This window comes from Jiangella muralis (assembly GCF_001270745.1).
Classification (GTDB): domain Bacteria; phylum Actinomycetota; class Actinomycetes; order Jiangellales; family Jiangellaceae; genus Jiangella; species Jiangella muralis.
Map to the genome: position 1 here is coordinate 81,889 of NZ_LFXL01000025.1, position 24,038 is coordinate 105,926.

The window sequence follows — 24,038 nt, forward strand, 5'->3', positions numbered from 1 at the left end:
GCGCGACTCGAAGCGAAGACGGCGTCACAGCGTCACAGTCCGTTTCCGACCGGTCACTGCCAGTAACGGACGGTCCTGTGGCCCGGATCACGTTTTTGCGATCTCGAACTACGGGCACATGCCGCGATTCGGAACTCGCGGATCGAAGTTTTACGGCAAACTGCCGCCTGTGAGTGTGTGGGCACCCGATTCAGTCCAGCGGCATTGGCATGGCGTGGCCGTCGCGCGGCCAGGCATGCTCGCACTCGTCATCGCCCTGACCGGGTCGGCCCGCAGCGTCGTCACCGACTGGTGGTGGCTGGGCGCGCTGGCCCTCGTCGCGCTGGCGGCGGCCATCTCCGAGCGCATCCTCCCGCGCACCCGCGTCCGGGTGGCCGCGGAGATGGCGCTGGCGTCGATCATCGTCGGGCTCGGGCTGCCCGAGGCCTACCTCGCCCTCCCCTACCTGCTGGTGCCGGCGTTCGCGGCCGGGCTGGCCGGCAGCATCATGGGCACCGCCATCACGACGCTCACCGGCGCGATCGGCCTGGCCATCGGCAACGTGCTGGCCGGCGGCAACCTGATCGAGCTGCCCACGTTCGGCAGCGTCTCCGTCTGGGTCGTCATCATCTTCGCCACCGGCGCCATCGGGGCGTGGGTCCTGCGGCTCGACAGCATCCAGGTCGCCGACGGCGGACGCTACGCCGCCGCGTACCGGCTGCTGTCCGAACTGCGGGTGGTGTCGCGCCGGCTCTCCGTCGGCCTCGACCCGGGCACCCTGGCGGAGGGCCTGCTCGACAACGTCGCCGGACCGCTCGCCGTCCGCCGGGCCGCGCTGCTGGTGCGGCGCGAGGGCGGCAACCTGTTCCCGCTCGCCCACCGCGGCGAGGACGACGGCTGGCTGCTCGGCGCCGAGCGCGACCCCGTCGTCCTCGAGGCGTGGAGCAGCGAGACACCCGCCTGGACCCCCAACGGCCGCCGCGGCTACCGCGTCGTGCTGCCGCTGCGGGTCGGGTCGCGCACCATGGGCGTCATCGTCGCCGACGTGCCCGACCAGGTCTCCTCCGACGAGTTGCAGGTGCTCGTCGGGTCCACCGACGAGGGCGCGCTGCGGCTGGAGACCGCGCTGCTCTTCGACGAGGTGCGCGAACTGGCCACCCGCGAGGAGCGGCGCCGGCTGGCCCGCGAGATCCACGACGGCATCGCCCAGGAGCTGACCTCGCTGGGCTACCTCGTCGACGACCTCATCGCACGCACCACCGACGCCGACGCGAAGTCGCTGTCGACCACCCTGCGGCAGGAGCTCACCCGCATCCTGTCGAACCTGCGGCACTCGATCTTCGACCTGCGCAGCGACCTCGACCACGACGGCGGCCTCGGAACGTCGCTGTCGGCCTACGCCCGCCAGGTGGGCGCCCAGGCCGGGCTGAAGGTCCACCTCGTGCACCAGGAGGAGCACGACCGGCTGCGGCCGGAGGTCGAGGCCGAACTGCTGCGCATCGGCCAGGAGGCCATCACGAACGTACGCAAGCACGCCAAGGCGAAGAACCTGTGGGTGACCGTGTCGGTCAGCCCGCCCAACGCGCAGATTCGCGTGGTCGATGACGGCATGGGCATGCGGGAGCAGCCGCGTGGCCGCTACGGTCTGGAAATCATGGCCGAGCGAGCCCGGCGAGTGGGCGCCACACTCGTCATCGAAGACAGGCCCGAGAGCGGTACGGTCGTCGACGTATCCCTCGGCAACGTTCATGGAGAGGGGTAACAACCGTGCCCATGTCGGTCATGCTCGTGGACGACCACGAGCTCATCCGCCAAGGTCTGCGCCGCGCCTTCGAGCGAGACGCCGGATTCACCGTGGTCGGCGAGGCCGCCACCGTCGCAGAGGCGGCGAAGCTCGCCGAGGCCACCCAACCCACGGTGGCGGTCATCGACATCCGTCTTCCCGACGGCAGCGGACTGGAGCTGGCGCAGAAGCTCCGGGAGACGCGCGGCGACATCGGCCTGGTCATCCTCACCATGTACGCCGGTGACGATCACCTGTTCGGCGCCCTCGACGCGGGCGCCTCGGCATTCGTGCCGAAGAGCTCCCCCAGCGACGACGTCGTCGCCGCCGCCCGCCACGCCGCCGCCACCCCGTCCGCCTTCGTCGCCGACGGCCTGGCCGAGGCCATGCAGCGCCGCCTGCACCCCACCGGGCCGCAGCTGACCCGGCGCGAGCGCGAGGTGCTCGACCTCCTCGCCGACGGCCTCGGCGTGTCGAGCATCGCCCGCAAGCTCTACATCAGCGAGTCGACCACGAAGACCCACGTCTCGAAGCTCTACGACAAGCTCAACGCGTCCAACCGGGCGCAGGCGATCATGGCCGCGGTACGGGCCGGGCTGTTGAGCAATGGAGAAGAGGCGCAACCGGGGTAATGTGACACCAGGACGCGCTTCCGTGACATCGGGGCGGTTCTTGTGACACTCCGTGACGCACGGTCACCGGCTGTGACGGGTGTCCCCCGTTCGGTCGATACGTAAGTAGACGCTCGCTCCATCGACCCCGAAGTCATCTGACCTCATCCTTGATGTAAGCCGGTGTAAACCCGCCGGTATGAGGTTGAGAGGTCCGGGGGTGATCGACCATGCGTGACGCACTACGGCAACAGGGTTCTCTGCGCATCGAGAGCGCTCTGATGCGGCTGGCCGTGTTCGCTGTGATCCTGGCCGGCACGTGGTTCATCAGCTGGCAGTTGGCACACGCCATCAGCGTCGGCTGACGTCGCACCGATCAGCGGTTGCACCGCGAGAGCAACCGGTGGAGCGAGCGCCCCGTGACAACGGCGTCACGGGTGCCTCGTCCGGTCCGCTGGGCCGGTCCTGAACAGAAATCGAGCCGGACACCCGTGGGGCGCCCGGCTCTCGCTGCGTCTTGGGATCTTCGCGTCTGGGGTCTTCGGTCAGCCCGGCCGCGTGGCCCCCGCGAACGGCATGAGGTCGACGTCGTCGACGCTCACGACATCACCCGGGTGGGTGGCGTGCACGATCTCGCCGCCGCCGATGTAGATGCCGACGTGGCTGATGGGGCTGTAGTAGAAGACGAGGTCGCCGGGCTCGAGCTGACTCTTCGAGACGCGAGTACCGACGTTGATCTGGGAGCCGGACGAGCGCGGCAGGCTCACCCCGGCCTCGGCCCAGGCGGCGGACGTCAGGCCGGAGCAGTCCCAGCTGCCCGGCCCGTTGCCGCCCCACTCGTACGGCTCGCCGACCTGCGCCAACCCGAACTCGACCACGACGCCCGCACGGCCGGACACCGGCGGCGGGTCGGTCGGGGTGTCCTCGTCCTCGTCGGTCTCGTCGTCCTCGCCGCGGTCGGGGATCTCGGCGTTCTCTTCGCGGTCCTCTTCCAGCTGCTGCAGCTCCTCGGCCTCCAGCTGGTCGAGGATCTCCTGCGCGTCGGCCAGCAGCTTCTCGACGGTGGCCTGCTCCGACTCCAGCGTGGCCTCGACGGCCTGCTGACGGGTCAGCTCTTCGTCGGCCATGAGGCGGGCCGTCTCGTAGCTGCGGCTCACGTCGGCGGCGCTGGCCAGGCTCTCGGCCTGCTGGCCGGCGAACGCGTTCATGACCGACGACTGCGCGAGGAAGTCTTCGGGGCTCTCGGCCAGCAGCGTCTGCAGTGTGGGGTCGACGATGCCGCCGGACCGGTAGGTGGCCGCGGCGTACGCGCCGATCTGCGCTCGCACGGCGTCGACCGCTGCCTGCTGCCGCTCGACCGACGCCTGCGCCCGCTCGATGCGGCGCTTCACCTCGGTGAGCTCGTCGGTGGCGGCGTTGTACCGCTCCGTCGCCTGCTCGGCCTGGTGGTACAGGCTGTCGACCTGCTCCCTGACCTCGGAGATCGTCGGCTTCGGATCGGCGTTGCTCTGGGTGATGAGGGTCATTCCCCCCGCGACGCTGACTGCGGCGGTGCACAGCACGACAAGCGCGCGGCGCGGACGGCGGGGGGGACCACCTGGCTCAGGCACTCTGGTCCTTCCTTCGGGGCGGGATTCAGGCACCTGGGCCGGGAGCCTAGCCAGCCTCACGTGCCTCCCGCAAATCCCTCGCGGGGGTTTCGGCGGAATTTCTCGCCCCGGTGTCACCCTCAGCCACCACCAGACGCAGCGGCGGCACCAGCCCCGCCTCCGCGAGGACGCCGAGCGCCTGCCGCTCCTCACCACCCAACTCGTTGTCGATGGGCCCCAGGAGCACCGAGACCACGCAGTCAGAACACGCCAGGCCCCGCATCTCGCAGCGGTCGCAGTCGATGTGCATGACTTCCCTCCCTCTCGCGCCTTCAGCGGTGAGCCGTTCTCCCCGCTGATCAAGAACGTTAGGGGCAGGGTCCGACAAAGTCGGTGTACAACCGGAGTGCGACCGGAGTCCGCGCTGGTGGGACCCGTGTTACCAGAGTGATTGATGTGGTCTTGTGGCTGTCGCGGTTCGCCGGGGCAGCGGTTCGCCGCTTCTTGGTTGGCCGGCTCGCGTTGGCCGGGTTGCCGCGTTGGCCAGCCCCCTGCTGCTCTCCATTGTCGGGAGCGTTCAAGCAGCGTCAGGGGGCCAGCCGAACAATGGGCCCGGGCTTCACTGCTCGCTGTGCTCCGGGTCCGCTGGCCGCTCACCCTTGCTGGCGGGGTTCGGCGACCGGCTCCCCGCCCTCATGATCATCGGCGATCGACCCCAGTATGACGTGGTCGATCGCCGATGATCATGAGGGCGTGGCCGGGCTCACTGCCGAAGCAACCCGATCAGCGCCACCGCTTCGACGCTGCGCACGCCGGGGCGCCGGACGCCGTCGGCCACCTCGCGGTCGGACGAGACCACGATCACCGGGCGGCCCTGGGGCTCGGCCCGGACCAGGCGCCGGATCAGCTCGTCCGCCGTCTGCCCGGCCGGGCTGAACCGGACCCGGATCCCGGCCCCCGCGACCGGCGGCGGCACCGTCACGTCCGCACCGTCGAAGACCAGCGTGACCTCGGCGCCCGTCCGTGCCGCCACCGCCGCCAGTCCCTGCGCGAGCCGCGACCGCTGGGCGTCCAGCGGCATCGTCGGCCACGCGGCCTTGGTGACGTTGTAGCCGTCGACGACGAGGTGGACGCGCGGCAGGGACAACAGTTCGTCGAGGTAGCCGGGCTCGTCGGCCCCCCGGGCGCGGCCGACCGCGCCGCCGTCCAGCGGGCTGCCGGGGATCGCCGCCTCGACGGTGTCGGCGGGGGCCAGCGTGGAGGCGGGTAGCGCCAGTTCCCGGCGCAGGCCCGCCGCGGCGTCGCCGAGGGTGTCCAGCAACAGTGCCAGCCGGGCGGTGCCGAGGCTGCGTTCGGCCCGGCCGCTGCGGCGGGCCGCCTCGAGGGCCGCCTCGGCGTCGGCCAGGCGGGTGCGCAGTCGCCGGACCTCGGTCTCCGCCGTGCGGAGGGCGGCGCGGGCGTCGGAGAGCTCGCGGCCGGCCTGCTCCTGCTCGTCGTGCTCCTGCTGACGGACCTCGCTCAGCCGCTCGCGGGTCTCCTGGACGCGCCGCCGCAGCATGGTGTTCTCGGCCTTGACGCGGTCGAGCTCGGCCCGCATGGTCGTGCGCAGCTCCCGCGTGGTCGCGCGGGCCGCGTCGAGCTGTTCGCGCAGTCGCTCGGCGGCGGCCGCCTCGCGGGTGAGCCGGGCGGCGTCGTCGCCGTGACGGACGGAGGCGGCGGCGGCCTCGACCATGGCCTCCCAGCCGTCCGGCCGCAGCAGGTAGGCGAGGACGGCGACGTCGACGGGGTCGGCGGCGGCCGGCGCCGCGCCCGACTCCAGCGCCTTGACGAGGGCCGGGTCGGCGGCCGACGCGGCGTCGAGGACACGGCGGCGGAACCCCGGCTCGGTGTCGAGGGCCGACGCGATGGCGCTGCCGCCGAGGCGGGCCCGTTTGGCCGCCGCGAACTTCGCGACCGGCCGCAGCACCCCCGGGACGTCGCCCGCGGGCAGGGCGCCCAGCACGTCCGACCCCAGTGCGACCAGCCGCGACCGCACCGCGTCGGGCAGTGTGCTCACGCTGAGTCTGGACGCGCGACGAGCTCCACCGTTCCCTCACCACCGCACCACCGGCAGACCACCCGCTCGACGGACTCGGCGAGGACGTCGGTCTCCTCGACCTTCGGGTCACCGGCGAGGTCGACGTGCACGAACTCGCGCACGCGGCTGGACCGCACGACGTCGAACCGGGTCAGGTTGCCGCACTGCGCGCAGCGCCACCGAGTGGTCTCGGACGGCTGGGGAACGGGCATGGGCTGCTCCTCGGCGTCGGTTCGTCGGACGTGTTCCCGCCCAGCGTAGGCCGTGCGCGGCGTGGACGCCGCCCGCGAGGTCCGGCGCGGCTGGAGTCCCACAAAGGACGGCGAACCGCGGGTCGTGCCCGGAGATTGTCAGTGCCGGTGCCTACTGTGCGCATCAGGTGGCCGATCGACCGAGAGGGGTGCGACATGACGGCCGTGGCCATCCAGGGCACGCTCGACGAGATCGGCATGCCGCTGGTCTCCACCACGTTCGTCGTGGTCGACCTCGAGACCACGGGCGGCGGACCCGACGGCAACGAGATCACCGAGATCGGGGCGGTGAAGGTCCGCGGCGGCGAGGTCGTGGGCGAGTTCGACACGCTGGTCCGCCCGGCGTCGTCCATCCCGCCGTTCATCGCCGTGCTCACCGGCATCACCGACTACATGGTGGCCAGTGCGCCGCCCATCCAGTCGACGCTGCCGGCCTTCCTCGAGTTCGCCCGCGGCAGCGTCCTCGTCGCCCACAACGCGCCGTTCGACGTCGGGTTCCTGAAGGCCGCATGCGAGGTCACCGGCACCCATTGGCCCACGTTCCAGGTGCTCGACACCGCGCGGCTGGCCCGCCGGGTGCTGTCGCGCGACGAGGCCCGCGACTGCAAGCTGTCCACACTGGCCCGGCTGTTCCACGCCTCCACCACGCCCAACCACCGGGCGCTGGCCGACGCCCGGGCGACGGTCGACGTGCTGCACGGCCTGCTCGAACGGCTCGGCAACGTCGGTGTGCACACCGTCGAGGAGCTGGCGCTCTGGCAGAGCAAGGTCACCGTGGCGCAGCGGCAGAAGCGGCACCTGTCCGAGCAGCTGCCGCACGCGCCCGGCGTCTACCTGTTCACCGCCCCCGACGGCGAGACCCTGTACGTCGGCAAGAGCAAGGACATGCGCACCCGCGTGCGCACCTACTTCACGGCGTCCGAGACGCGGTCGCGGATGACCGAGATGGTCTCCATCGCCACCGGCGTCACCGGCATCCAGTGCGCCACGCCGCTGGAGGCCGAGGTCCGCGAGCTGCGACTCATCGCCGAGCGCAAGCCCCGGTACAACCGGCGGTCACGGTTCCCCGAACGCGGCAGCTGGCTCAAACTCACCATCGAGGCGTTCCCGCGCCTGTCGCTGGTCCGGCAGGTCCGCGACGACGGCTCCGCCTACCTCGGGCCGTTCGGGTCGCGGCGCATCGCCGAGGCGGCCATGACGGCCATCCACGAGGCGGTCCCGATCCGCCAGTGCACGCAGCGGCTGTCCGCGTCGCCGTCGTCGTCCGCGTGCATCCTGGCCGACATGGGCCGCTGCGGCGCGCCATGCACGGGCGCGGAGTCGGCGGCGGAGTACGCGGTACACGTCGACCAGGTGCGGCACGCGTTCACCGGCGATCCCGGGCCGCTGGTGCGCAAACTGCTCGACCGCATCACGGCGCTCGCCGGCCAGGAACGCTACGAGGAGGCCGCTGTCCGGCGCGACCGGCTGGCCACGCTCGTGCGGTCGCTCGTGCGGTCACAGCGCATGGCGTCGCTGGCATCGGTGCCGCAGCTGGTGGCGGCTCGGCGACGTGAGCTGGGCGGGTGGGAACTGCACGTCGTCCGGTACGGACGGCTGGCCGGCGCCGAGGTCACCCCACCCGGCGTCGACCCACGCCCGGCCGTCGAGGCCCTCGTCGCGACGGCCGAGACGGTGCAGCCGGCGCCCGAGCCGCTGCCCGCCGCCACCGCCGAAGAGACCGAGTGCGTGCTGCGCTGGCTGGAGACCCCCGGCACCCGGCTGGTCCGCGTCGACGGCGTCTGGACGCTGCCGTGGCCCAGCGCGGCCGGTTACTCCGCCGTCGCCGACGCCCGCGACGACGATCAGCGCGCCGCCCGCCCGTTCGCCGACCGGCGTCCCTTGCGGCCGCTGCGCTAGCGGTAGTGTCGGCGCCGTACCGGATACACCCCGAGGAGACATCACGTGATCACCGCCATCGTGTTCATTCAGGCCGACGTCGCGCGCATCCCGGAGGTCGCGACGGAGATCGCCGCCCTCGACGGCGTCAGCGAGGTCTACTCGGTCACCGGCGACATCGACCTCGTCGCCCTCGTCCGGGTGCGCACCCACGACGCCATCGCCGAGGTCGTCGCCGACCGTCTCAACAAGGTCGACGGCGTGCTCAACACCGAGACGCACATCGCCTTCCGCACCTACTCCAAGCACGACCTCGAGGCCGCGTTCGCCCTCGGCGCCGAGGACTGACGAAGAGCGCCTGTCACGCCCTGCGACCGCTCGGGTCGCCGGCACCCGCCCGGGGCCGCCGGGCTGTGGGTCGGGTTCCCGCAGCGGCCGCTGCGAGCGCGCGCGTCCGCCCCGTCCGAGCCGGCCGGGTCGGCGTGCGGGCGTTCGTCCCGTCCTGGTCGGCGTGCGCGCATCCGCCCCATTCGGGTCGGCCTGCGCGCGTCCATCCCGTCCGAGTCGGCGTGCGCGTCGGCCACGTGTCAAGCCGACGTGCGCACGCCCCGCGCCGTTTCGCGCCGTGGTAGGCATGACCCGCCCGGCCCGGGTGGGCCCACCCTATGGGCGGGTACCGACAGACTCGGCGAAACCCGGCTGACCAGTGGTTACCGGCTCAACAACGCCAGGACCGGGCCGGCGTCAAGCGGCAACGGCTATCGCCAAGCGGAAGCGGCCCTCGTCAAGCGACAGCGTCCGCGCCAAGCGGCAGCACCGGCCCGGTCAAGCGACAGCGCCGGCCGCCAAGCACGAACAGCGACGGCAGCGAGTAGAAGACGTCGACCACCCGCAACAGCAGAAGCGGCCTCCGTCAGACGGCAGCGGCCCCGGTCAAGCGGCAGCAGCCCGGTCGGGCGGAAGCAGCCCCCGTCAAGCGACAGCGGCGGCCGCCAAGCAGAAGCGGGCCGGCACCAGCGCCAGAAGCAGCCGGCGTCAGGCGGAGGCGGCCGCCACCCAGCGGTCCAGCACTCGCTCGGCCGCGCCGGAGTCGATGGCTGCCGTGGCCTTCTCCAGCCCTGCCGCCAGCCGGTCGGTCAGCGACGCGTCGAGAGCGTCGTACGCTGCCAGCCCCGCCGCGGCGTTGAGCAGCACCGCGTCGCGCACCGGGCCCTTCTCGCCGCCGACGAACCGCCGGGCCACGCCGAGGTTGTAGGCGACGTCGCCGCCGCGCAGCGCCTCGGCCGGCACCGGCGCGATGCCCAGCGACGTGGGGTCGAACCGCTCTTCCGACACGTCGCCGTCGCGCACGACCCACACTCGCGACGTCGTCGTGGTGGTCAGCTCGTCGAGGCCGTCGTCGCCGCGGAAGACCAGGGCGGACGTGCCGCGTCCGGCCAGCACCCCGGCGATCAGCCCCGCGACCCGCGCGTCGGCCACGCCGACCGCCTGGGCGCTGGGCCGGGCCGGGTTGGCCATCGGGCCGAGCATGTTGAACGTCGTCTGGATGCCCAACTCCGCGCGAGCCGTCGACGCGTACCGCAGGGACGGGTGGAACGCCGGAGCGAAGCAGAACGTGATGCCGGCTTCGACGGCGATCTCGGCCACCCGCGCGACCGGGAGGTCCAGCCGGATACCGAGCCCTTCCAGCAGGTCGGCCGCCCCGCACAGCGACGACGCCGCGCGGTTGCCGTGCTTGACGACGCGCGCGCCGGCCCCCGCCGCGGCGATGGCCGCCATGGTCGAGATGTTGACGGTGTGCGCGCGGTCGCCGCCGGTGCCGACGATGTCCAGTGCGGGACCGGGGTCCGGGAACGGCGTCGCGACCTCGTACATGGCCTGGACCAGGCCCTCGAGCTCGGTGACCGTCTCGCCCTTGGCACGCAGCGCGACCGCGAACCCGGCGATCTGCACCGGCGTCGCCTCGCCGCGCATGATCTCGCCCATCGCCCAGGCGGCCGACTCGGTGGAGAGGTCGTCGCCCGCGACCAGCGCCGTGAGAACGGCGGGCCAGGTCTGCTGCGCCTCGCTCATGAGGTGGCGGTGACGCCGGACGTGCGGCGCCGCATGAGGCCGGCCACGGCGGACGCGACGGCAATGGGGTCGAGCGGGTGCGACACGACCGCCTCGGCCCGCGACCACGTCGCCAGCCAGGCGTCCTGCGGGCGGCCGATCAGCACCAGCACGGGCGGAGCGTTGTAGATCTCCTCCTTGATGGTGCGGGCCAGGCCCATGCCGCCGGCCGGGACCGCCTCGCCGTCGAGCACGGCGATGTCGATGCCGCCGGCGTCGAGCGTCCGGATGGCGACGGCTGGCGTGGCGACCTCGACGAACTCCACCTTCGGCAGGTCCGCGGCCGGACGCCGGCCGATGGCCAGCCGCACCTGCTCGCGCGTGGTGCGATCGTCGCTGTAGACGAGGATCGTCGTGGTCGGCTCGGTGCTGCTCATCCTGCGGGTCCTCGCTGGGATCTCTCGGCTGGCTGGCTGGTCGAGACGATGGTACCGGTGCGCGCCCGCCGGACGGCGAGGACCGTCTCGCCGTCCGGTCACTCAGGTAAGGCTTGCTTAACTTTCCGCGACCGCGCAGGATGGATGGGACACGCCGGGAACTCTCAACCCCGGGGTCCTGTCGTGCTCGCGAAGTGCGACCGACATAATGACGGGCGTGGCTTCTGCAACCGCCGTCGACGCTGCCCACACGAGGCAACCCGAGCGACCGAGTCTCGTCGCTGTCGGGGTCATCGTGTGGCTGTCCAGTGAGCTGATGTTCTTCGCGGCCTTGTTCGCGATCTACTTCACGCTCCGGTCCAACGCCCCTGCCCTCTGGGAACAGCAGTCCGAGCTGCTCAACGTCCCCTTCTCGCTGGTGAACACCACCGTTCTGGTGCTGTCTTCGGTCACCTGCCAGTTGGGCGTGCTGCGGGCCGAGCGCGGCCAAGTGGGCCGCCTGGGCGGCCTGTGGCAGGTCGGCAAGTGGGGCATGCGCGAGTGGTTCGTGCTGACGTTCCTCATGGGCGCCTTCTTCATCGGCGGCCAGGTGTTCGAGTACGCCGAGCTGGCGCTGCACGAGGGCCTGACGTTGTCCAGCGACCCGTACGGCTCCATCTTCTACCTCGCCACCGGGTTCCACGGCATCCACGTCACGCTCGGCCTCGTCGCGTTCCTGTTCCTGCTGGGCCGCACCTTCATGACGCGCCGGTTCACCCACGAGCAGGCCACCAGCACGATCGTCGTGTCGTACTACTGGCACTTCGTCGACGTCGTCTGGATCGCCCTGTTCCTCACCATCTACGTGGTCAAGTGACGAGGAGAGACGTGCCCAGATCGTTGTCCGGCCGGCCCCGCGTCTCGCGGATCGGGCGGCTGCTGTCCACCCGGCGGCGGCACCCGCTCGCCGCGATCGCCGTGCTGGTGGCCGTCTTGTTCACCGCCGGCGGCGCGTACGCCGCGCTGGCACCGTCGACGTCGCAGAACGTCCAGGCCGCCTCGTCCACGCAGATCGAGGAAGGCCGGCAGCTGTTCGCCATCGGCTGCTCGTCCTGCCACGGCCTGAACGGCGAGGGCCAGATCAACGCCAACGGCGACGTCCTCGGCCCGTCGCTGATCGGCGTCGGCGCCGCCTCGGTCGACTTCCAGGTCGGCACCGGCCGCATGCCGCTGGCCGCGCCGTCCGCACAGGCCGTCCGCAAGCCGGTCTCGTACTCGCAGGACCAGATCGACGCGCTCTCCGCGTTCGTCGCCTCGCTGGCTCCCGGCCCCGCCGAGCCCGACGAGGAGTACCTCGACGCGTCCCAGGGCGACGTCGCGCGCGGCGGCGAGCTGTTCCGCACCAACTGCTCCCAGTGCCACAACACGACGGGTCAGGGTGGTGCGCTGACGATGGGCCAGTTCGCGCCGAACCTCACCGGCGTCGAGCCGAGGCACATCTACGAAGCCATGCTCACCGGCCCGCAGGCGATGCCGGTGTTCAACGATGCGACGGTCACCCCCGAGGACAAGCGCGACATCATCGCGTTCCTCGACAGCGTGCAGAACGAGCCAGACCCCGGTGGCCTCGCCATCGGCCGGGCCGGGCCGGTCGCCGAGGGTCTCTGGGCGTGGCTGGTCGGTATCGGCCTGCTGATCGGCATGGCCACCTGGATCGTGACGAGGTCGTCGAAGGCATGAGCACGCACAACGTGAACCCCAACGGTGACGAGCACGCGGTCGTTCCCCACGGCGAGCACGCCGTGGTGCCGGCCGACCCGATCGCCGACCCCGGACTCCACCACGACGAGCTGCGGCTCACCGACGTCGACGACAAGGCCGAGCGGCGCGCCGAGCGACAGGTCGCCGGCATGTTCACGCTGGCCTCGCTGCTGACCGTCGCGTTCATCGTCTTCTACGTGGTCGTCGGGATCCACCCTGACAACCCCGAGAACGGCGTGAACATCGGCGACGTGCAGGTGTCGAACCTCACGCTCGGGCTCACGCTGGGCCTGGCGCTGTTCCTCCTCGGCGCCGGGGCCGTCCAGTGGGCGCGGTCGCTGATGACGTCCCCCGAGGTCGTGCACCAGCGGCACGAGCTGCGCAGCGACGACGAGACTCGCGCCGCCACCATCGCCGACTTCGACACCGGCACCGAGGAGACCGGCTTCGGCCGGCGCAAGCTGATCCGCAACTCGCTGCTGGGCGCGCTGGCGCTGCTGCCGCTGCCCGCGGTGATCATGCTGCGCGACCTCGGCCCCAACACCGGCGGGACGCCGGCCCAGCGCAAGGAGCACACCATCTGGGCCGAGGGCGTGCGCGTCCTCACCGACGTCACGTTCATGCCCATCCGGGCCGCGGACCTCGAGATCGGCCAGCTGGTCAACGCCATGCCGGCGACGTTCGAGGCCCTGCCCGAGCACGGGCCCGAGCGCATCAACGAGCGGGCGAAGTCGCCGGTCATGCTGGTGCGCATGCTGCCGGAGGACATCCACGTCGAGCCCGGCCGCGAGAACTGGGGCGTCGACGGCATCCTCGCGTACTCCAAGATCTGCACGCACGTCGGCTGCCCGATCAGCCTCTACGAGCAGACGACCCACCACATGCTCTGCCCGTGTCACCAGTCCACGTTCGACCTCTCGGACAACGGCAAGGTGATCTTCGGCCCGGCAGCGCGGAGCCTCCCGCAGTTGCCGATCGCCGTAGACTCGGAGGGCTACCTGATCGCACAGAGCGACTTCACCGAGCCCGTCGGGCCGAGCTACTGGGAGCGCACGCGATGAGCGCCATCGTCAACAGTGCCGGAAAAGTCGTCGACTTCGTCGACCAGCGGATCACCGCGTCCAACTGGCTGAAGCGCAACATCCGCAAGGTCTTCCCCGACCACTGGTCGTTTCTGCTCGGGGAGATCGCGCTGTTCAGCTTCATCATGATCCTGCTGTCCGGCGTGTTCCTGACGCTCTGGTTCAAGCCGACGATGGCGCACGTCGTGTACGAGGGCGCCTACCTCCCGATGCGCGGCGTCGGCATGTCCGAGGCGTACTCGTCGACGCTGGAGATCTCATTCGAGGTGCGCGGCGGCCTGCTGATGCGCCAGGTACACCACTGGGGCGCGCTGATCTTCGTGGCCGCCATGTCGGCCCACATGCTGCGGGTGTTCTTCACCGGCGCGTTCCGCAAGCCGCGCGAGATCAACTGGCTGATCGGCGTGGTGCTGCTGGTCCTGGCCGTGGCGGCCGGCTTCACCGGCTACTCGCTCCCCGACGACCTGCTGTCGGGCACCGGCCTGCGGATCATCGAGGGCGGCATGCTCGCCATCCCGATCGTCGGCACCTACATGTCGTCGTTCCTGTTCGGTGGCGAGTATCCGGGCGACGACATCATCGCGCGGCTCTACCCGGTACACATCCTGCTGGTTCCAGGGCTGATCATCGCGCTGGTCACCGCGCACCTGATGATCCTCTGGTACCAGAAGCACACCCACTGGGGCGGCCCCGGCAAGACGAACAACAACGTCGCCGGCGCACCGTTCTTCCCCATCTACGTGGCCAAGGCCGGTGGCTTCCAGTTCATCGTCATGGGCGTCATCGTCCTGCTGGCGGCGACGATCCAGATCAACCCGGTCTGGCTGTGGGGCCCGTACGATCCATCAGTCGTGTCGGCCGGCACCCAGCCCGACTGGTACGTCGGGTTCCTCGATGGCGCCCTGCGGGTGATGCCTGCGTGGGAGTTCTACATCTTCGACCACCCGGTGAGCATGAGCGTGCTCATCCCGGCGATCCTGCTGCCCGGCATCATCCTGACGCCGCTCGCGCTGTACCCGTGGCTCGAGCAGAAGGCGACCGGCGACACCCGGGAGCACCACCTGCTGGACCGGCCGCGCAACGTGCCGGTGCGGACGGGTATCGGTGTCGCGTTCATCGTCTTCTACGTCCTGCTGTGGATCGCCGGTGGCAATGACTTCTTCGCGACGATCCTGGAGATCCCGGTCAACTGGATCACCTGGTTCATCCGCATCGGCATCTTCGTGCTGCCACCACTGGCGTTCATCATGACGAAGCGGATCTGCATGGGTTTGCAACGCCGCGACCGCGACAAGGTGATGCACGGCCGCGAGACCGGCATCGTCATGGTCAGCCCCGACGGCGAGTTCTCGGAGCTGCACGCGCCGCTGTCGCAGGCTCAGGCGTACCAGCTGACGTGGCACGAGCGGCAACTGCCGTCCGACCCCGGCCCGGCGACGGACGCCAACGGCATCCCGAACCCGAACTACCGCGCCAAGCGTGCGCAGGCCCGCCTCTCCCGCTTCTACTTCGGCGACGTCGTGCAGAAGCCGACGGTGCAAGAACTCGAGGCCGCCCACCACGATGGCCACGGCGGCTCCGACTCTGCCCGCGACGAACTGCCCAGCGGTCAGCAGTAGTAGTTCCATTTCAAGGTCCACGGAGCGCCCGGGTCGTCCACGACGGACGGCCCGGGCGTTCTGCGTTCGCCGGACGTCCTTGTCGGCACGGCGCAAGCCCGACGCCGCGCCGCACACGCCCAGGGCCACGTGGTCCCGGCACAGCGTGCCTCCGCCGCCGCGTGTTCCTGGCGCCACGCCTTCTGGGCACTGCGCATGCCCGGCTCGGCCTGTTTCCGGCGCGGGCGTGCCCGGCGGCGCGCGGGCATGCCCTGTCGGCGGCCCGTTGCCGACGTGGCGGCGGCACAATGGTCAGCCGGACGGACCGCCGCTGTGCTCCCCGGGCGGCTCGGCATCCGTCGCTGAGCGATCGACAGCCCGACTCGACAACCTGGCGCCCGCCGCAGAGCCGGACGGACCGCCGCGCTCCCCCGGCAACCCCGGGTCCGCCACGGAGCTGTCGAGCACCCGCCGCAGACCGCGTTCACCGCGGCGCATGATGGCACTGTGGCCGTAGCGGAACAGCGGGCCGAGCAGCGGACCGGCGACGTTCGTCCAGGCACGGGTCGTGGCGACGCGCAGCTCGATGTCCAGGCGGGTGCCGCCGGGCACGGCGGCGAACCGCACCGTGCTGGTGTCGGCCAGGTCACCGTCGGCGGCGAGGACGACCAGACGGCCCGGTTCGTCCCCGGTCAGCGTCAGCGCGAACCTCAGCCGATACCCGGCCGGGCTGCGCCAGGTGCACGCGCGGTGCTGCCCACGAGCCCGTCCGTTCGCCGCACGTCGGCCGTCTGGATGGAGGGCCACCAGTCCACCCAGCGCTGCCCGGGCGACGTCAGGAACGTACACGTCTCGTCAAGCGCCGCGCCCACCCACCACCTGGTGACGAACACGTAGCGCCGTGGTCCCACGTTCCGACTCTAGGCGGCCCCAGCTCCGCTCACCTCCTTCCGCGCCCGATCCGTGGCCTCGACGGCCTCGCGGGTCAGGGCAGCGATGTGGCCGGGGCTCACCTGACCCTCGAGGCAGTCGCGCAGCAGTTGGGCCATGGTGTGCTGGGGATCGATGAGCTGCACCCGGTCGAGCGCGACGTTCGCCAGCGCGCCGTCGCCCTGCTGGTAGGCGACCCACGCGACGACACTGCAGATGGGCGCCGCGCGGGAGTCGGGGGCGCGCCGGGCCAGTGCGGTCAGGAGGCCCAGCCAGGCGGCCGGATCGGCGCCCTCGAACGCAAGGAACCGATCGCGCACGAGGAGGTCCGCCGCGCCGAGGCTCAGCCGCGCCACGTCGTCGTCGGATGGCGCTGGCCCGCCCTCGGCCGACCGCGCCAGCAGCAGCCGCGCGAGCACCAGTGTTCGGCCCCGCACCGCCTCGACGCCGTCGGTCAGCGCCTCTGTCGCCAACTCGCGGTCGATCCGTTCGAAGACCCGGACCATGGCCTTCTCGTCCGCGCCGAACGGCCCGCGCACGGCGTCTTCCAGCTCACGCCGCGATGCCAGCGTCCGCCGCCCGGCCAGCGCCATCAGAGCCTCGACGCCCGCTGCCGCGCCGACGCCGGGATCAGGCAACGGCACGCCTTCAGCAGGACAGCAGCCCGGATGGTCGCAGTCATACGTCCACCACCTCCCGCCGTCGACGTACGCCGTCCCCAGGACCGCCACCGGGCCGCCGGCCAGCACGGCCAGCACGCGTTCCATCACAACCTGATGCGGCAGCGCGCCCTGCGACACGCCGTCCGGCGGATGCCCCGGTGCCGCCCTGGTGCCCGGCGGTCCGCCGTCGCCGTAGCAGACGAGGAGGACGGCGTCGGGCTGCCCGTGTTCGATGCGCCTGGCCACCTCCGCCGCGAAGTCCTCGTGGTCGCCGTCGGGCAGGTCGAAGCGCAGCAGTGTGCCGGTGCGCTGCTGTTCCAGGTCGACATGGATCGCCACGAGGCTGGACTGCGGGTGGAAGCCGATGAGGTGCGGGACCGCGGCCAGGAGCTCGCCAGCGTTGCCCGCCGTGACAGTGCTGTTGTGGGGTTCGCGTATCTTCATGGAGGCGACATTCCTCCGCGAAGCTCTTCGGCTCAACCGCCGATCGCTCGAATGTGGATAACTGCCGCCGCGAAGATTCACTGTGGACAACGCGTTCCGGTGGGGCGCGCAATGGTCGAGGAGGCCGGTGTGTCCCGTCGAGGGTGGATGCTCTTCGTCGCGCTGGGGATCATCTGGGGCATCCCCTACATGCTCATCAAGGTCGCCGTCGACGAGTTGTCGCCGGCCTCGATCGTGCTGGCGCGGACGGCGATCGGCGCGGCGCTGCTGCTGCCACTGGCGGCACGGCGCGGGTACCTGCGCCCGCTGCTCCCCCACTGGCGGATGCTGCTGGCGTTCACGCTGATCGAGATCTGTATCCCGTGGTATCTGCTCGGGTACGCCGAGCAGGAGTTGTCCAGCTCGCTGACCGGCCTGCTCGTCGCCGCGGTGCCGCTGGTCGGCGCCGTACTGGTGTGGGCGATGGGGACGGAGCGGCCGGGCCGGCGACGGCAGGCCGGCCTGCTGGTGGGCTTCGCCGGCGTCGCCGCCCTCGTCGGCTTCGATGTCGAGGCGAGCAGCCCGGCGCCGGTGCTCGCGGTCGCCGGTACCGCGGTCTGCTACGCCGTCGGGCCGATCATCCTGTCGCGCTGGCTGTCGCAGCTGCCCGGCCTCGGCGTGATGGCGGCCTCGCTGACGGCGTCGGCGGTGCTGTACCTGCCGCTCGGGCTGGCGCAGTGGCCGGGCGAGCCGCTGTCGGGCGAGGTCTGGCTCAGCGTCGCCGGCCTCGGCGCCGTGTGCACGGTGGCGGCGTTCCTGGTGTTCTTCGCGCTGGTCGCGGAGGTAGGGCCGAGCCGGGCGACGGTCATCACGTACGTGAATCCGGCGGTGGCGCTCCTGCTCGGCGTGGCGGTGCTGGACGAGCGGATCACGGTGTTCACGGGGGTCGGGTTCGGGCTGATCCTGATCGGCTCGGTGTTGGCGACGTCGAGGGACAAGGAGCCGGAGCCGGCGGTGGTGCCGGCGGCCGTGGCCACGGATCGGACGGCGGGCGACGGGGCGAGGTCTCGGGAGGCGCTCGACGTGACGTGCGACGACATCGCGCGGCCGGTCGCGGAGCCCTGAACCGGCTTCGGGTCGCGAACCACGCTGCGCCGGCCGTTGGACCGACCGAGGTTGCGTGCCGAGCGCTGGGTGGGCAGCGCCGATCGGCCGTGTTAGGACAGCTGGCCGGTAGCCGCCGTTCGCAGCCGTGGACGATGGGCTGAGTCGGCGCCGGTCGTCCCGTGCTGGCCGCGAGGGTGCGCGATAGCGGGTCGGAGCTGGGCGGGGTGCGTGACGGTGTGGCGCGGGACGGCGTGCGGCCCGAGGGCGCGCGCCGGGCAGGGGCTCGACGACTGTGGGGCGCGGGTGCCTAGCGGCGGGCGGCGCGAGGGACGGTGTGGCGCGGGACGGCGTGCGGCCCGGGGTGCGCGCCGGGCGGGGGCTCGACGGTTGTGGGGCGCGGGTGCATAGCGGCGGGCGGCGCGGGGTGGGGTTCGCGGCGGGCGCGGCGCGAGGGTGCGCGCAGGACGGGTCAGGGCCGGGCCGAGGGAGTGCGCGACGGCGGGCAGGCGCGGCGCGGGCGCAGGAGTCGGCCAGGCAACTCGAACGTGTGGGGTCAGCGGCCGTGGTCGGTGGTGGCGAGGCCGGACCCGTCGTCGCGGGTCTTCATGAGGGCGAGGCGTTCGTCGAGCCAGTGGTCGATGGATTCGGCCGCGCGTAGGGCGTCCGCGGGGTCGTCGCTGTGGTCGCGTTCGTCGACGAGGGTGCGCAAGGCGTCGTCGACGCGGCGAAGCTGGGTGGTGAGGGGGCGAGTCGACATCACGACCACCTCCGAGAGGATGTCGGGCGGGCGAACCTCCACCATCAGGTCTACACCAACACAAGCGCCCCGTCGAAGCCACCGCACGACACAGCGCCGCCCGCGAGTCCACCAGGGACCCGCAGGCGGCGCCGAAGAGCGGAGCTCAGTGGGCGAATTCGCCCCGGTAGTACTCGAACACCCAGCCGATGGCGGCCATGGCGGACAGCGCGACACCGATGATGAAGATGAACCAGGCGAACACCAGCCCGAGGAACACCATCGACACGGCGCCGGCGGCGGCCAGCGGCCACCACGAGTGCGGGCTGTAGAAGCCGTACTCGCCGGCCAGCTCCTCGACCTCGCCGTCGCGGTCCTCGGGACGGGGGTCGATGCGCCGCGACAGCAGCAGGAAGTAGAACGCCACCATGGCGCCGAGGCCGAACGTGAGGACGAGCGCCGTGGTGCCGGTCGGGTCCTTGGACATGAACCAGTAGATCGGGGTGACCATCGCGAAGAAGACCGTCACGATGGCGAAGATCAGGCCTTCGATCTTCACTTGTTGTCCTCCTGCACATCAGGCGGGCCGAGTACCTGGGTGAGCGGTCCGGCATGCACCGGCTTCTTCTCGGCCAGGCCGGCGACCTCGGGGTACTTGAGGTCGAACGCGGGCCGCTCGCTGCGCACCCGCGGCAGCGACGTGAAGTTGTGCCGCGGCGGCGGGCAGGAGGTGGCCCACTCCAGCGAGTTGCCGAAGCCCCACGGGTCGTCGACCTCGACCTTGGGCGCGAGCCGGGTCTGCCAGACGTTCCACAGGAACGGCAGCGTCGACGCGGCCAGCACGAACGCGAACACCGACGAGAACTGGTTGAGGAACGTGAAACCGTCCTCGGGCGCGTAGTTAGAGTAGCGACGCGGGAAGCCCTCGACGCCCAGCCAGTGCTGCACCATGAACGTGCCGTGGAAGCCGATGAACAACAGCCAGAAATGGATCTTGCCGAGGCGTTCGTTCAGCATGCGGCCGGTGAACTTGGGCCACCAGAAATAGAACCCGGAGAACATCGCGAACACGACCGTGCCGAACACCACGTAATGGAAGTGCGCCACCACGAAGTAGCTGTCGGACACCTGGAAGTCGAGCGGCGGCGACGCCAGGATGACACCGGTCAGCCCGCCGAACAGGAACGTCACGAGGAACCCGAGAGCGAACAGCATGGGTGTCTCGAACGTGATGGACCCGCGCCACATGGTCCCGATCCAGGCGAAGAACTTCAACCCGGTCGGGATGGCGATGAGCATGGTCATCGCCGCGAAGAAGGGGAGGTTGACCGCCCCCGTGACGTACATGTGGTGCGCCCACACCGCGATGGACAGACCGGCGATGGACAGCGTCGCGAAGACCAGGCCCTTGTAGCCGAACAAGGGTTTTCGGCTGAACACCGGTATGACTTCGGTGATGATGCCGAAGAACGGCAACGCGATGATGTAGACCTCGGGATGGCCGAAGAACCAGAACAGGTGTTGCCACAGGACGGCGCCACCCGCGGTGGGATCGAAGACGTGGGTGCCGAGGATGCGGTCGGCGAGCATGGCGAACAGTGCGGCCGCGAGCAGCGGGAACGCGATCAGCACCAGGATGCTGGTGATGAGGATGTTCCAGGTGAAGATCGGCATTCGGAACATCGTCATTCCCGGCGCGCGCATGCACACGATGGTGGTGATGAAGTTGACGGCGCCGAAGATGGTGCCGAAACCGCTCATCGCCAGTCCGGCGACCCAGAGGTCACCACCGACGTTCGGACTGTAGATGGTGTTGTGCAACGGCGCGTAGGCGAACCAGCCGAAGTCGGCCGCACCGCCCGGGGTGATGAAGCCGGCGCAGACGATCAGCCCGCCGAACACGAACAGGTAGAAGCTGAACATGTTCAGCCGCGGGAACGCGACGTCCGGCGCGCCGATCTGCAACGGCACGATGATGTTGCCGAAGCCGATGAACAGCGGTGTCGCGAACAGCAGCAGCATGATCGTGCCGTGCATGGTGAACAGCTGGTTGTACAGCTGGTCGCTGACCACCTGACGCCCGGGCGAGTACAGCTCGGCCCGGATGAGCAACGCCAGCACGCCGCCGAACAGGAAGAACCCGAACGACGCGATCAGGTACATGTACCCGATGATCTTGTGGTCGGTGGACGTGATCCACCGCACGACCACGTTGCCCTTGCGCTTCGGCCGGGCCACGGCGCCGGCGGCGGCGGTGCGCTCCAGATACGTCGTCACTCGTGGCCACCTCCCGGGGTGCCCGCGTTCTTGTCGTCCAGCACCTTGTCGTCGTAGGCCCCGCGGATCGGCGGCTCGATGATGCCCTCCTGGCCGGTCTCGCGCAGCTGCTCGATGTGGTCCTGGTACTCCTGCTCGGAGACGACCTCGACGTTGAACAGCATGGACTGGTGGTATGCGCCGCAGAGCTCGGCGCAGCGGCCCGCGTAGGAGCCCTCGCGGTCGGGCGTCACCTGGAACGCGTTCGGGTGGCCCGGGATGACGTCCATCTTCATGTAGAACGCCGGGATCCAGAACGAGTGGATGACGTCCGGCGACTCGAGGTCGAAGCGGACGGTCTGGTTGACCGGCAGGTACAGCGTGGGCCGGTCGTTGATGGTGCCGACGTCGTGGACGTCGTCGTCCATGTAGTTGAACGTCCACGACCACTGCTGGCCGATGACGTTGACGACGAGGTCGGGCTCCTGCGACGTGTCGGTGAGCTGTTCCTGGTGGTCGGCCGTGAAGTAGAAGAGCGGGACCAGCACGAACAGCGGCGCGACCGTGTAGAGGAACTCGATCGGGATGTTGAACCGTGTCTGCTTCGGCAGTTCGTCGCCGCGGCGGCGGTAGGCGATGACCGCCCAGATGATCAGGCCCCAGACCAGGGCGCCGACCGCGAACGCCGCGATCCAGGCACCGATCCACAGGTTGCCGATCAGCGGCGTCTCCTTGGTGGCACCCTCGGGGAGCGCCAGCCGCGACCATTCGTCGCGCTGCTGTGCCGAGCAACCACCCAGCACGAGGATCGTGCCGAGGAGGAGAACGGCGGCGGTCACGGCCCGGCGACGCGCCGGTCGGACCCTGCCAGACTGACTCACGAGGCGCCCTTCTCTTTCGACCCGCTCGCCAGGGCGGGCGGATTGGCAACCGGCACCGTGGCGAGAGCAAACTTCACCTGTCGCGCCCAACCCTAGCGGTAGCCCTTCGCCATCATTCCGGGAGGTACACGATGAGCACGCGCGGCGTGTCGGAGCGCTCCGGCGCCGCCCCGGCGGGGTACTTCGACGCGGCCTCGACCGAGCCCTTGCACCCCGCGGCCCGCGAGGTCCTGCTGGCCGCCGCGGAGGAGGGCTGGGCCGATCCGGCCCGCTTGTACGGCGCGGCCCGGCGGTCCCGGCTGCTGCTGGACAACGCCCGCGAGATCGTCGCCGCGGTGGTCGGCGCGCGGCCGGACGAGGTGACGTTCACGGCCAGCGGGACGCAGGCGGTGCAGCTGGGCGTGCTGGGGACGGTGCTGGCCCGACGGCGTCAGGGTGGCGGCCCGCGGGTGGTCGCGGTGTCCGCCGTCGAGCACTCCGCCGTGCTGCAGTCGGCCGCTCACCTGGCGAAACACGAGGGCACCACGACGACGGAGGTGGGCGTCGACCACGACGGCCTGGTCGACGCCGACGCGTTCGCCGGCGCCGTCGGCGACGACACCGCACTGGCCTGCCTGCAGGCCGCCAACCACGAGGTCGGCACCGTCCAGCCGGTCGACGAGGTGGGCGGGCACTGCGCCGAGCGGGGCGTCCCGCTGCTGGTCGACGCCGCGCAGGCGGTGGGCCGGGTCGCACTCCCGCGGAACTGGTCGGTGCTGACGGCCAGCGCGCACAAGTGGGGCGGGCCGGCCGGCGTCGGCGTCCTCGCGGTGCGCCGGAACGTGCGGTGGCGCTCGCCACTGCCCGACGACGAGCGCGGCGGCGGCCGGGCGCCGGGGTTCGAGAACGTGCCCGGCGCGCTGGCGGCCGCGGCGGCGCTGCGGGCCCGCTGGGAGGAGGCCGAGGCCGTCGCGGCCCGGCAGAACGCGCTGGTCGAGCACCTGCGGGCGCGCATCCCGGAACTCCTGGCCGACGTCGAGGTGGTCGGCCACCCGACGCTACGGCTGCCGCACCTGGTGACCTTCTCCTGCCTCTACCTCGACGGCGAGGCGCTGGTCAGCGAGCTGGACCGGGCCGGGTTCGCGATCTCCAGCGGGTCGTCGTGCACGTCCAGCACGCTGCGGCCGAGCCATGTGCTGGCGGCGATGGGCGCGCTGACGCACGGCAACGTGCGGGTCTCGCTGACCCGCGACGCCACCCGCGCCGACGTCGACCGCTTTCTCGCCGCGGTGGTGGACGTCGTCACCCGGCTCCGATCCGGCCTGGAGGCACTGTGACGGACGCGACACTGGTGCTCGACTGCCGCGGGATGCGCTGCCCGCTGCCGATCATCGAGCTGGCCCGGCGCATCGGCGACGTGGAGGTGGGGCAGACGGTGACGGTGCTGGCCGACGACCCCGCGGCGGCCTCGGACGTGCCGGCGTGGTGCCGCATGCGGGCGCACGAGTACGTGGGCGCCGACGGCGCCGACGGCGCCGCCTACACCGTCCGCCGCCTGCGCTGACGCACGCGAAAGCCCCCGCTGTGACGTGACGGCGGGGGCTCAGGCGTCGATCAGTGGAAGGAGTCGCCGCAGGCGCAGGAGCCGCCGGCGTTGGGGTTGTCGATGGTGAACCCCTGCTTCTCGATGCTGTCGACGAAGTCGATGGTGGCGCCGCCGAGGTAGGGGGCGCTCATGCGGTCGACCACGACGTTGACGCCGCTGAAGCCCTTGACGACGTCGCCATCGAGCGACCGCTCGTCGAAGAACAGCTGGTAGCGCAGGCCCGAACAGCCACCGGGCTGAACCGCGATGCGCAGCGCCAGGTCGTCGCGGCCCTCCTGGTCGAGCAGCGCCTTCACCTTGGAGGCCGCGCCGTCCGTCAGCACGACACCGTCGGTGACCTGATCCTGAACCGTCATCTCGTTCTCCCGCTCGGAGGTCGAC

The 24,038-nt window shown here is 71.1% G+C and carries 23 protein-coding genes and 1 pseudogene; 11 read left to right on the forward strand and 13 right to left on the reverse strand.

Going from position 1 to position 24,038, the window contains the following annotated elements:
- Positions 1-235 precede the first annotated feature (235 nt).
- From ACW62_RS20600 to ACW62_RS36250, 3 genes are all read left to right on the forward strand, one after another.
- Positions 236-1,741: a GAF domain-containing sensor histidine kinase gene (locus ACW62_RS20600; RefSeq protein ID WP_157574880.1), complete on the forward strand. Its 1,506-nt coding sequence runs from the start codon at positions 236-238 to the stop codon at positions 1,739-1,741.
- Between the two features lie 11 nt (positions 1,742-1,752).
- Positions 1,753-2,394, forward strand: coding sequence for a response regulator transcription factor (locus tag ACW62_RS20605; protein ID WP_053206003.1), 642 nt, complete (start codon positions 1,753-1,755; stop codon positions 2,392-2,394).
- 209 nt (positions 2,395-2,603) lie between these two features.
- Positions 2,604-2,738 (forward strand): hypothetical protein, encoded by a 135-nt coding sequence (locus ACW62_RS36250; RefSeq protein WP_276202960.1) that lies wholly within the window; start codon positions 2,604-2,606, stop codon positions 2,736-2,738.
- 180 nt (positions 2,739-2,918) lie between these two features.
- Here ACW62_RS36250 and ACW62_RS20610 read toward each other — a convergent pair whose 3' ends face one another.
- From ACW62_RS20610 to ACW62_RS20625, 4 genes are all read right to left on the reverse strand, one after another.
- Entirely contained in the window at positions 2,919-3,899 is a 981-nt protein-coding gene (locus ACW62_RS20610) for a C40 family peptidase (protein WP_053206004.1), read from the reverse strand.
- A 130-nt stretch (positions 3,900-4,029) separates the two neighbouring features.
- On the reverse strand, positions 4,030-4,272 hold the full coding sequence (locus ACW62_RS20615) for a hypothetical protein (protein WP_053206005.1): 243 nt from the start codon (positions 4,270-4,272) through the stop codon (positions 4,030-4,032).
- A gap of 453 nt (positions 4,273-4,725) precedes the next feature.
- Positions 4,726-6,018, reverse strand: a complete 1,293-nt coding sequence (locus ACW62_RS20620; protein WP_053206006.1) for an NYN domain-containing protein — start codon at positions 6,016-6,018, stop codon at positions 4,726-4,728.
- Entirely contained in the window at positions 6,015-6,251 is a 237-nt protein-coding gene (locus ACW62_RS20625; protein ID WP_053206007.1) for a hypothetical protein, read from the reverse strand. The genes ACW62_RS20620 and ACW62_RS20625 overlap by 4 nt, the downstream gene beginning before the upstream one ends.
- Positions 6,252-6,446: 195 nt before the next feature.
- Between ACW62_RS20625 and ACW62_RS20630 the strand changes: the two genes are divergently transcribed.
- On the forward strand, positions 6,447-8,189 hold the full coding sequence (locus ACW62_RS20630) for a DEDD exonuclease domain-containing protein (protein ID WP_053206008.1): 1,743 nt from the start codon (positions 6,447-6,449) through the stop codon (positions 8,187-8,189).
- Positions 8,190-8,234: 45 nt separating this feature from the next.
- Complete coding sequence (locus ACW62_RS20635; protein WP_053206009.1) at positions 8,235-8,516, forward strand: Lrp/AsnC family transcriptional regulator; 282 nt, start codon at positions 8,235-8,237, stop codon at positions 8,514-8,516.
- Between the two features lie 687 nt (positions 8,517-9,203).
- Here the strand turns inward: ACW62_RS20635 and trpD are convergent.
- Both trpD and ACW62_RS20645 read right to left on the reverse strand, forming a co-directional pair.
- On the reverse strand, positions 9,204-10,241 hold the full coding sequence (trpD, locus tag ACW62_RS20640) for an anthranilate phosphoribosyltransferase (RefSeq protein WP_053206010.1): 1,038 nt from the start codon (positions 10,239-10,241) through the stop codon (positions 9,204-9,206).
- Positions 10,238-10,657 (reverse strand): hypothetical protein, encoded by a 420-nt coding sequence (locus tag ACW62_RS20645; protein WP_053206011.1) that lies wholly within the window; start codon positions 10,655-10,657, stop codon positions 10,238-10,240. The genes trpD and ACW62_RS20645 overlap by 4 nt, the downstream gene beginning before the upstream one ends.
- Positions 10,658-10,865: 208 nt before the next feature.
- Here ACW62_RS20645 and ctaE point away from each other — a divergent pair, with 208 nt between their 5' ends.
- The 4 genes from ctaE to qcrB are packed head-to-tail and all read left to right on the forward strand — an operon-like array spanning position 10,866 to position 15,098.
- Positions 10,866-11,513, forward strand: coding sequence for an aa3-type cytochrome oxidase subunit III (gene ctaE / locus ACW62_RS20650; protein WP_083459986.1), 648 nt, complete (start codon positions 10,866-10,868; stop codon positions 11,511-11,513).
- Between the two features lie 11 nt (positions 11,514-11,524).
- Complete coding sequence (gene qcrC, locus ACW62_RS20655) at positions 11,525-12,376, forward strand: cytochrome bc1 complex diheme cytochrome c subunit (RefSeq protein ID WP_240477359.1); 852 nt, start codon at positions 11,525-11,527, stop codon at positions 12,374-12,376.
- On the forward strand, positions 12,373-13,458 hold the full coding sequence (gene qcrA / locus ACW62_RS20660; RefSeq protein ID WP_083459987.1) for a cytochrome bc1 complex Rieske iron-sulfur subunit: 1,086 nt from the start codon (positions 12,373-12,375) through the stop codon (positions 13,456-13,458). The genes qcrC and qcrA overlap by 4 nt, the downstream gene beginning before the upstream one ends.
- Complete coding sequence (gene qcrB, locus ACW62_RS20665) at positions 13,455-15,098, forward strand: cytochrome bc1 complex cytochrome b subunit (RefSeq protein WP_053206013.1); 1,644 nt, start codon at positions 13,455-13,457, stop codon at positions 15,096-15,098. The genes qcrA and qcrB overlap by 4 nt, the downstream gene beginning before the upstream one ends.
- 291 nt (positions 15,099-15,389) lie before the next feature.
- On the opposite strand, the gene ACW62_RS20670 is transcribed toward qcrB, so the two are convergent.
- Together ACW62_RS20670 and ACW62_RS20675 are read right to left on the reverse strand one after the other, a co-directional pair.
- Entirely contained in the window at positions 15,390-15,884 is a 495-nt protein-coding gene (locus ACW62_RS20670; RefSeq protein ID WP_053206014.1) for an SRPBCC family protein, read from the reverse strand.
- Positions 15,885-15,997: 113 nt separating this feature from the next.
- A complete protein-coding gene (locus ACW62_RS20675) occupies positions 15,998-17,113 on the reverse strand; it encodes a DUF4192 domain-containing protein (protein ID WP_053206015.1) in 1,116 nt (371 codons plus the stop codon).
- 129 nt (positions 17,114-17,242) lie between these two features.
- On the opposite strand from ACW62_RS20675, the gene ACW62_RS20680 reads away from it, so the two are divergent.
- Complete coding sequence (locus ACW62_RS20680) at positions 17,243-18,217, forward strand: DMT family transporter (RefSeq protein WP_169792101.1); 975 nt, start codon at positions 17,243-17,245, stop codon at positions 18,215-18,217.
- Positions 18,218-18,752: 535 nt separating this feature from the next.
- Here the strand turns inward: ACW62_RS20680 and ACW62_RS20685 are convergent.
- The 4 genes from ACW62_RS20685 to ctaC form a co-directional block, all read right to left on the reverse strand.
- Positions 18,753-18,956: a hypothetical protein gene (locus tag ACW62_RS20685; protein WP_157574881.1), complete on the reverse strand. Its 204-nt coding sequence runs from the start codon at positions 18,954-18,956 to the stop codon at positions 18,753-18,755.
- 145 nt (positions 18,957-19,101) lie between these two features.
- Complete coding sequence (locus ACW62_RS20690) at positions 19,102-19,494, reverse strand: cytochrome c oxidase subunit 4 (protein WP_053206017.1); 393 nt, start codon at positions 19,492-19,494, stop codon at positions 19,102-19,104.
- The gene (gene ctaD, locus ACW62_RS20695; protein ID WP_053206018.1) at positions 19,491-21,212 is read right to left on the reverse strand and encodes an aa3-type cytochrome oxidase subunit I; all 1,722 of its coding nucleotides are present in this window, start codon (positions 21,210-21,212) and stop codon (positions 19,491-19,493) included. The genes ACW62_RS20690 and ctaD overlap by 4 nt, the downstream gene beginning before the upstream one ends.
- A complete protein-coding gene (gene ctaC / locus ACW62_RS20700; protein ID WP_157574882.1) occupies positions 21,209-22,030 on the reverse strand; it encodes an aa3-type cytochrome oxidase subunit II in 822 nt (273 codons plus the stop codon). The genes ctaD and ctaC overlap by 4 nt, the downstream gene beginning before the upstream one ends.
- 173 nt (positions 22,031-22,203) lie before the next feature.
- Between ctaC and ACW62_RS20705 the strand changes: the two are divergent.
- Positions 22,204-23,615, forward strand: a pseudogene (locus ACW62_RS20705) (aminotransferase class V-fold PLP-dependent enzyme).
- A gap of 50 nt (positions 23,616-23,665) precedes the next feature.
- On the opposite strand, the gene ACW62_RS20715 reads toward ACW62_RS20705, so the two are convergent.
- Positions 23,666-24,013, reverse strand: coding sequence for a HesB/IscA family protein (locus tag ACW62_RS20715; RefSeq protein ID WP_053206020.1), 348 nt, complete (start codon positions 24,011-24,013; stop codon positions 23,666-23,668).
- Between the last annotated feature and the right edge of the window lie 25 nt (positions 24,014-24,038).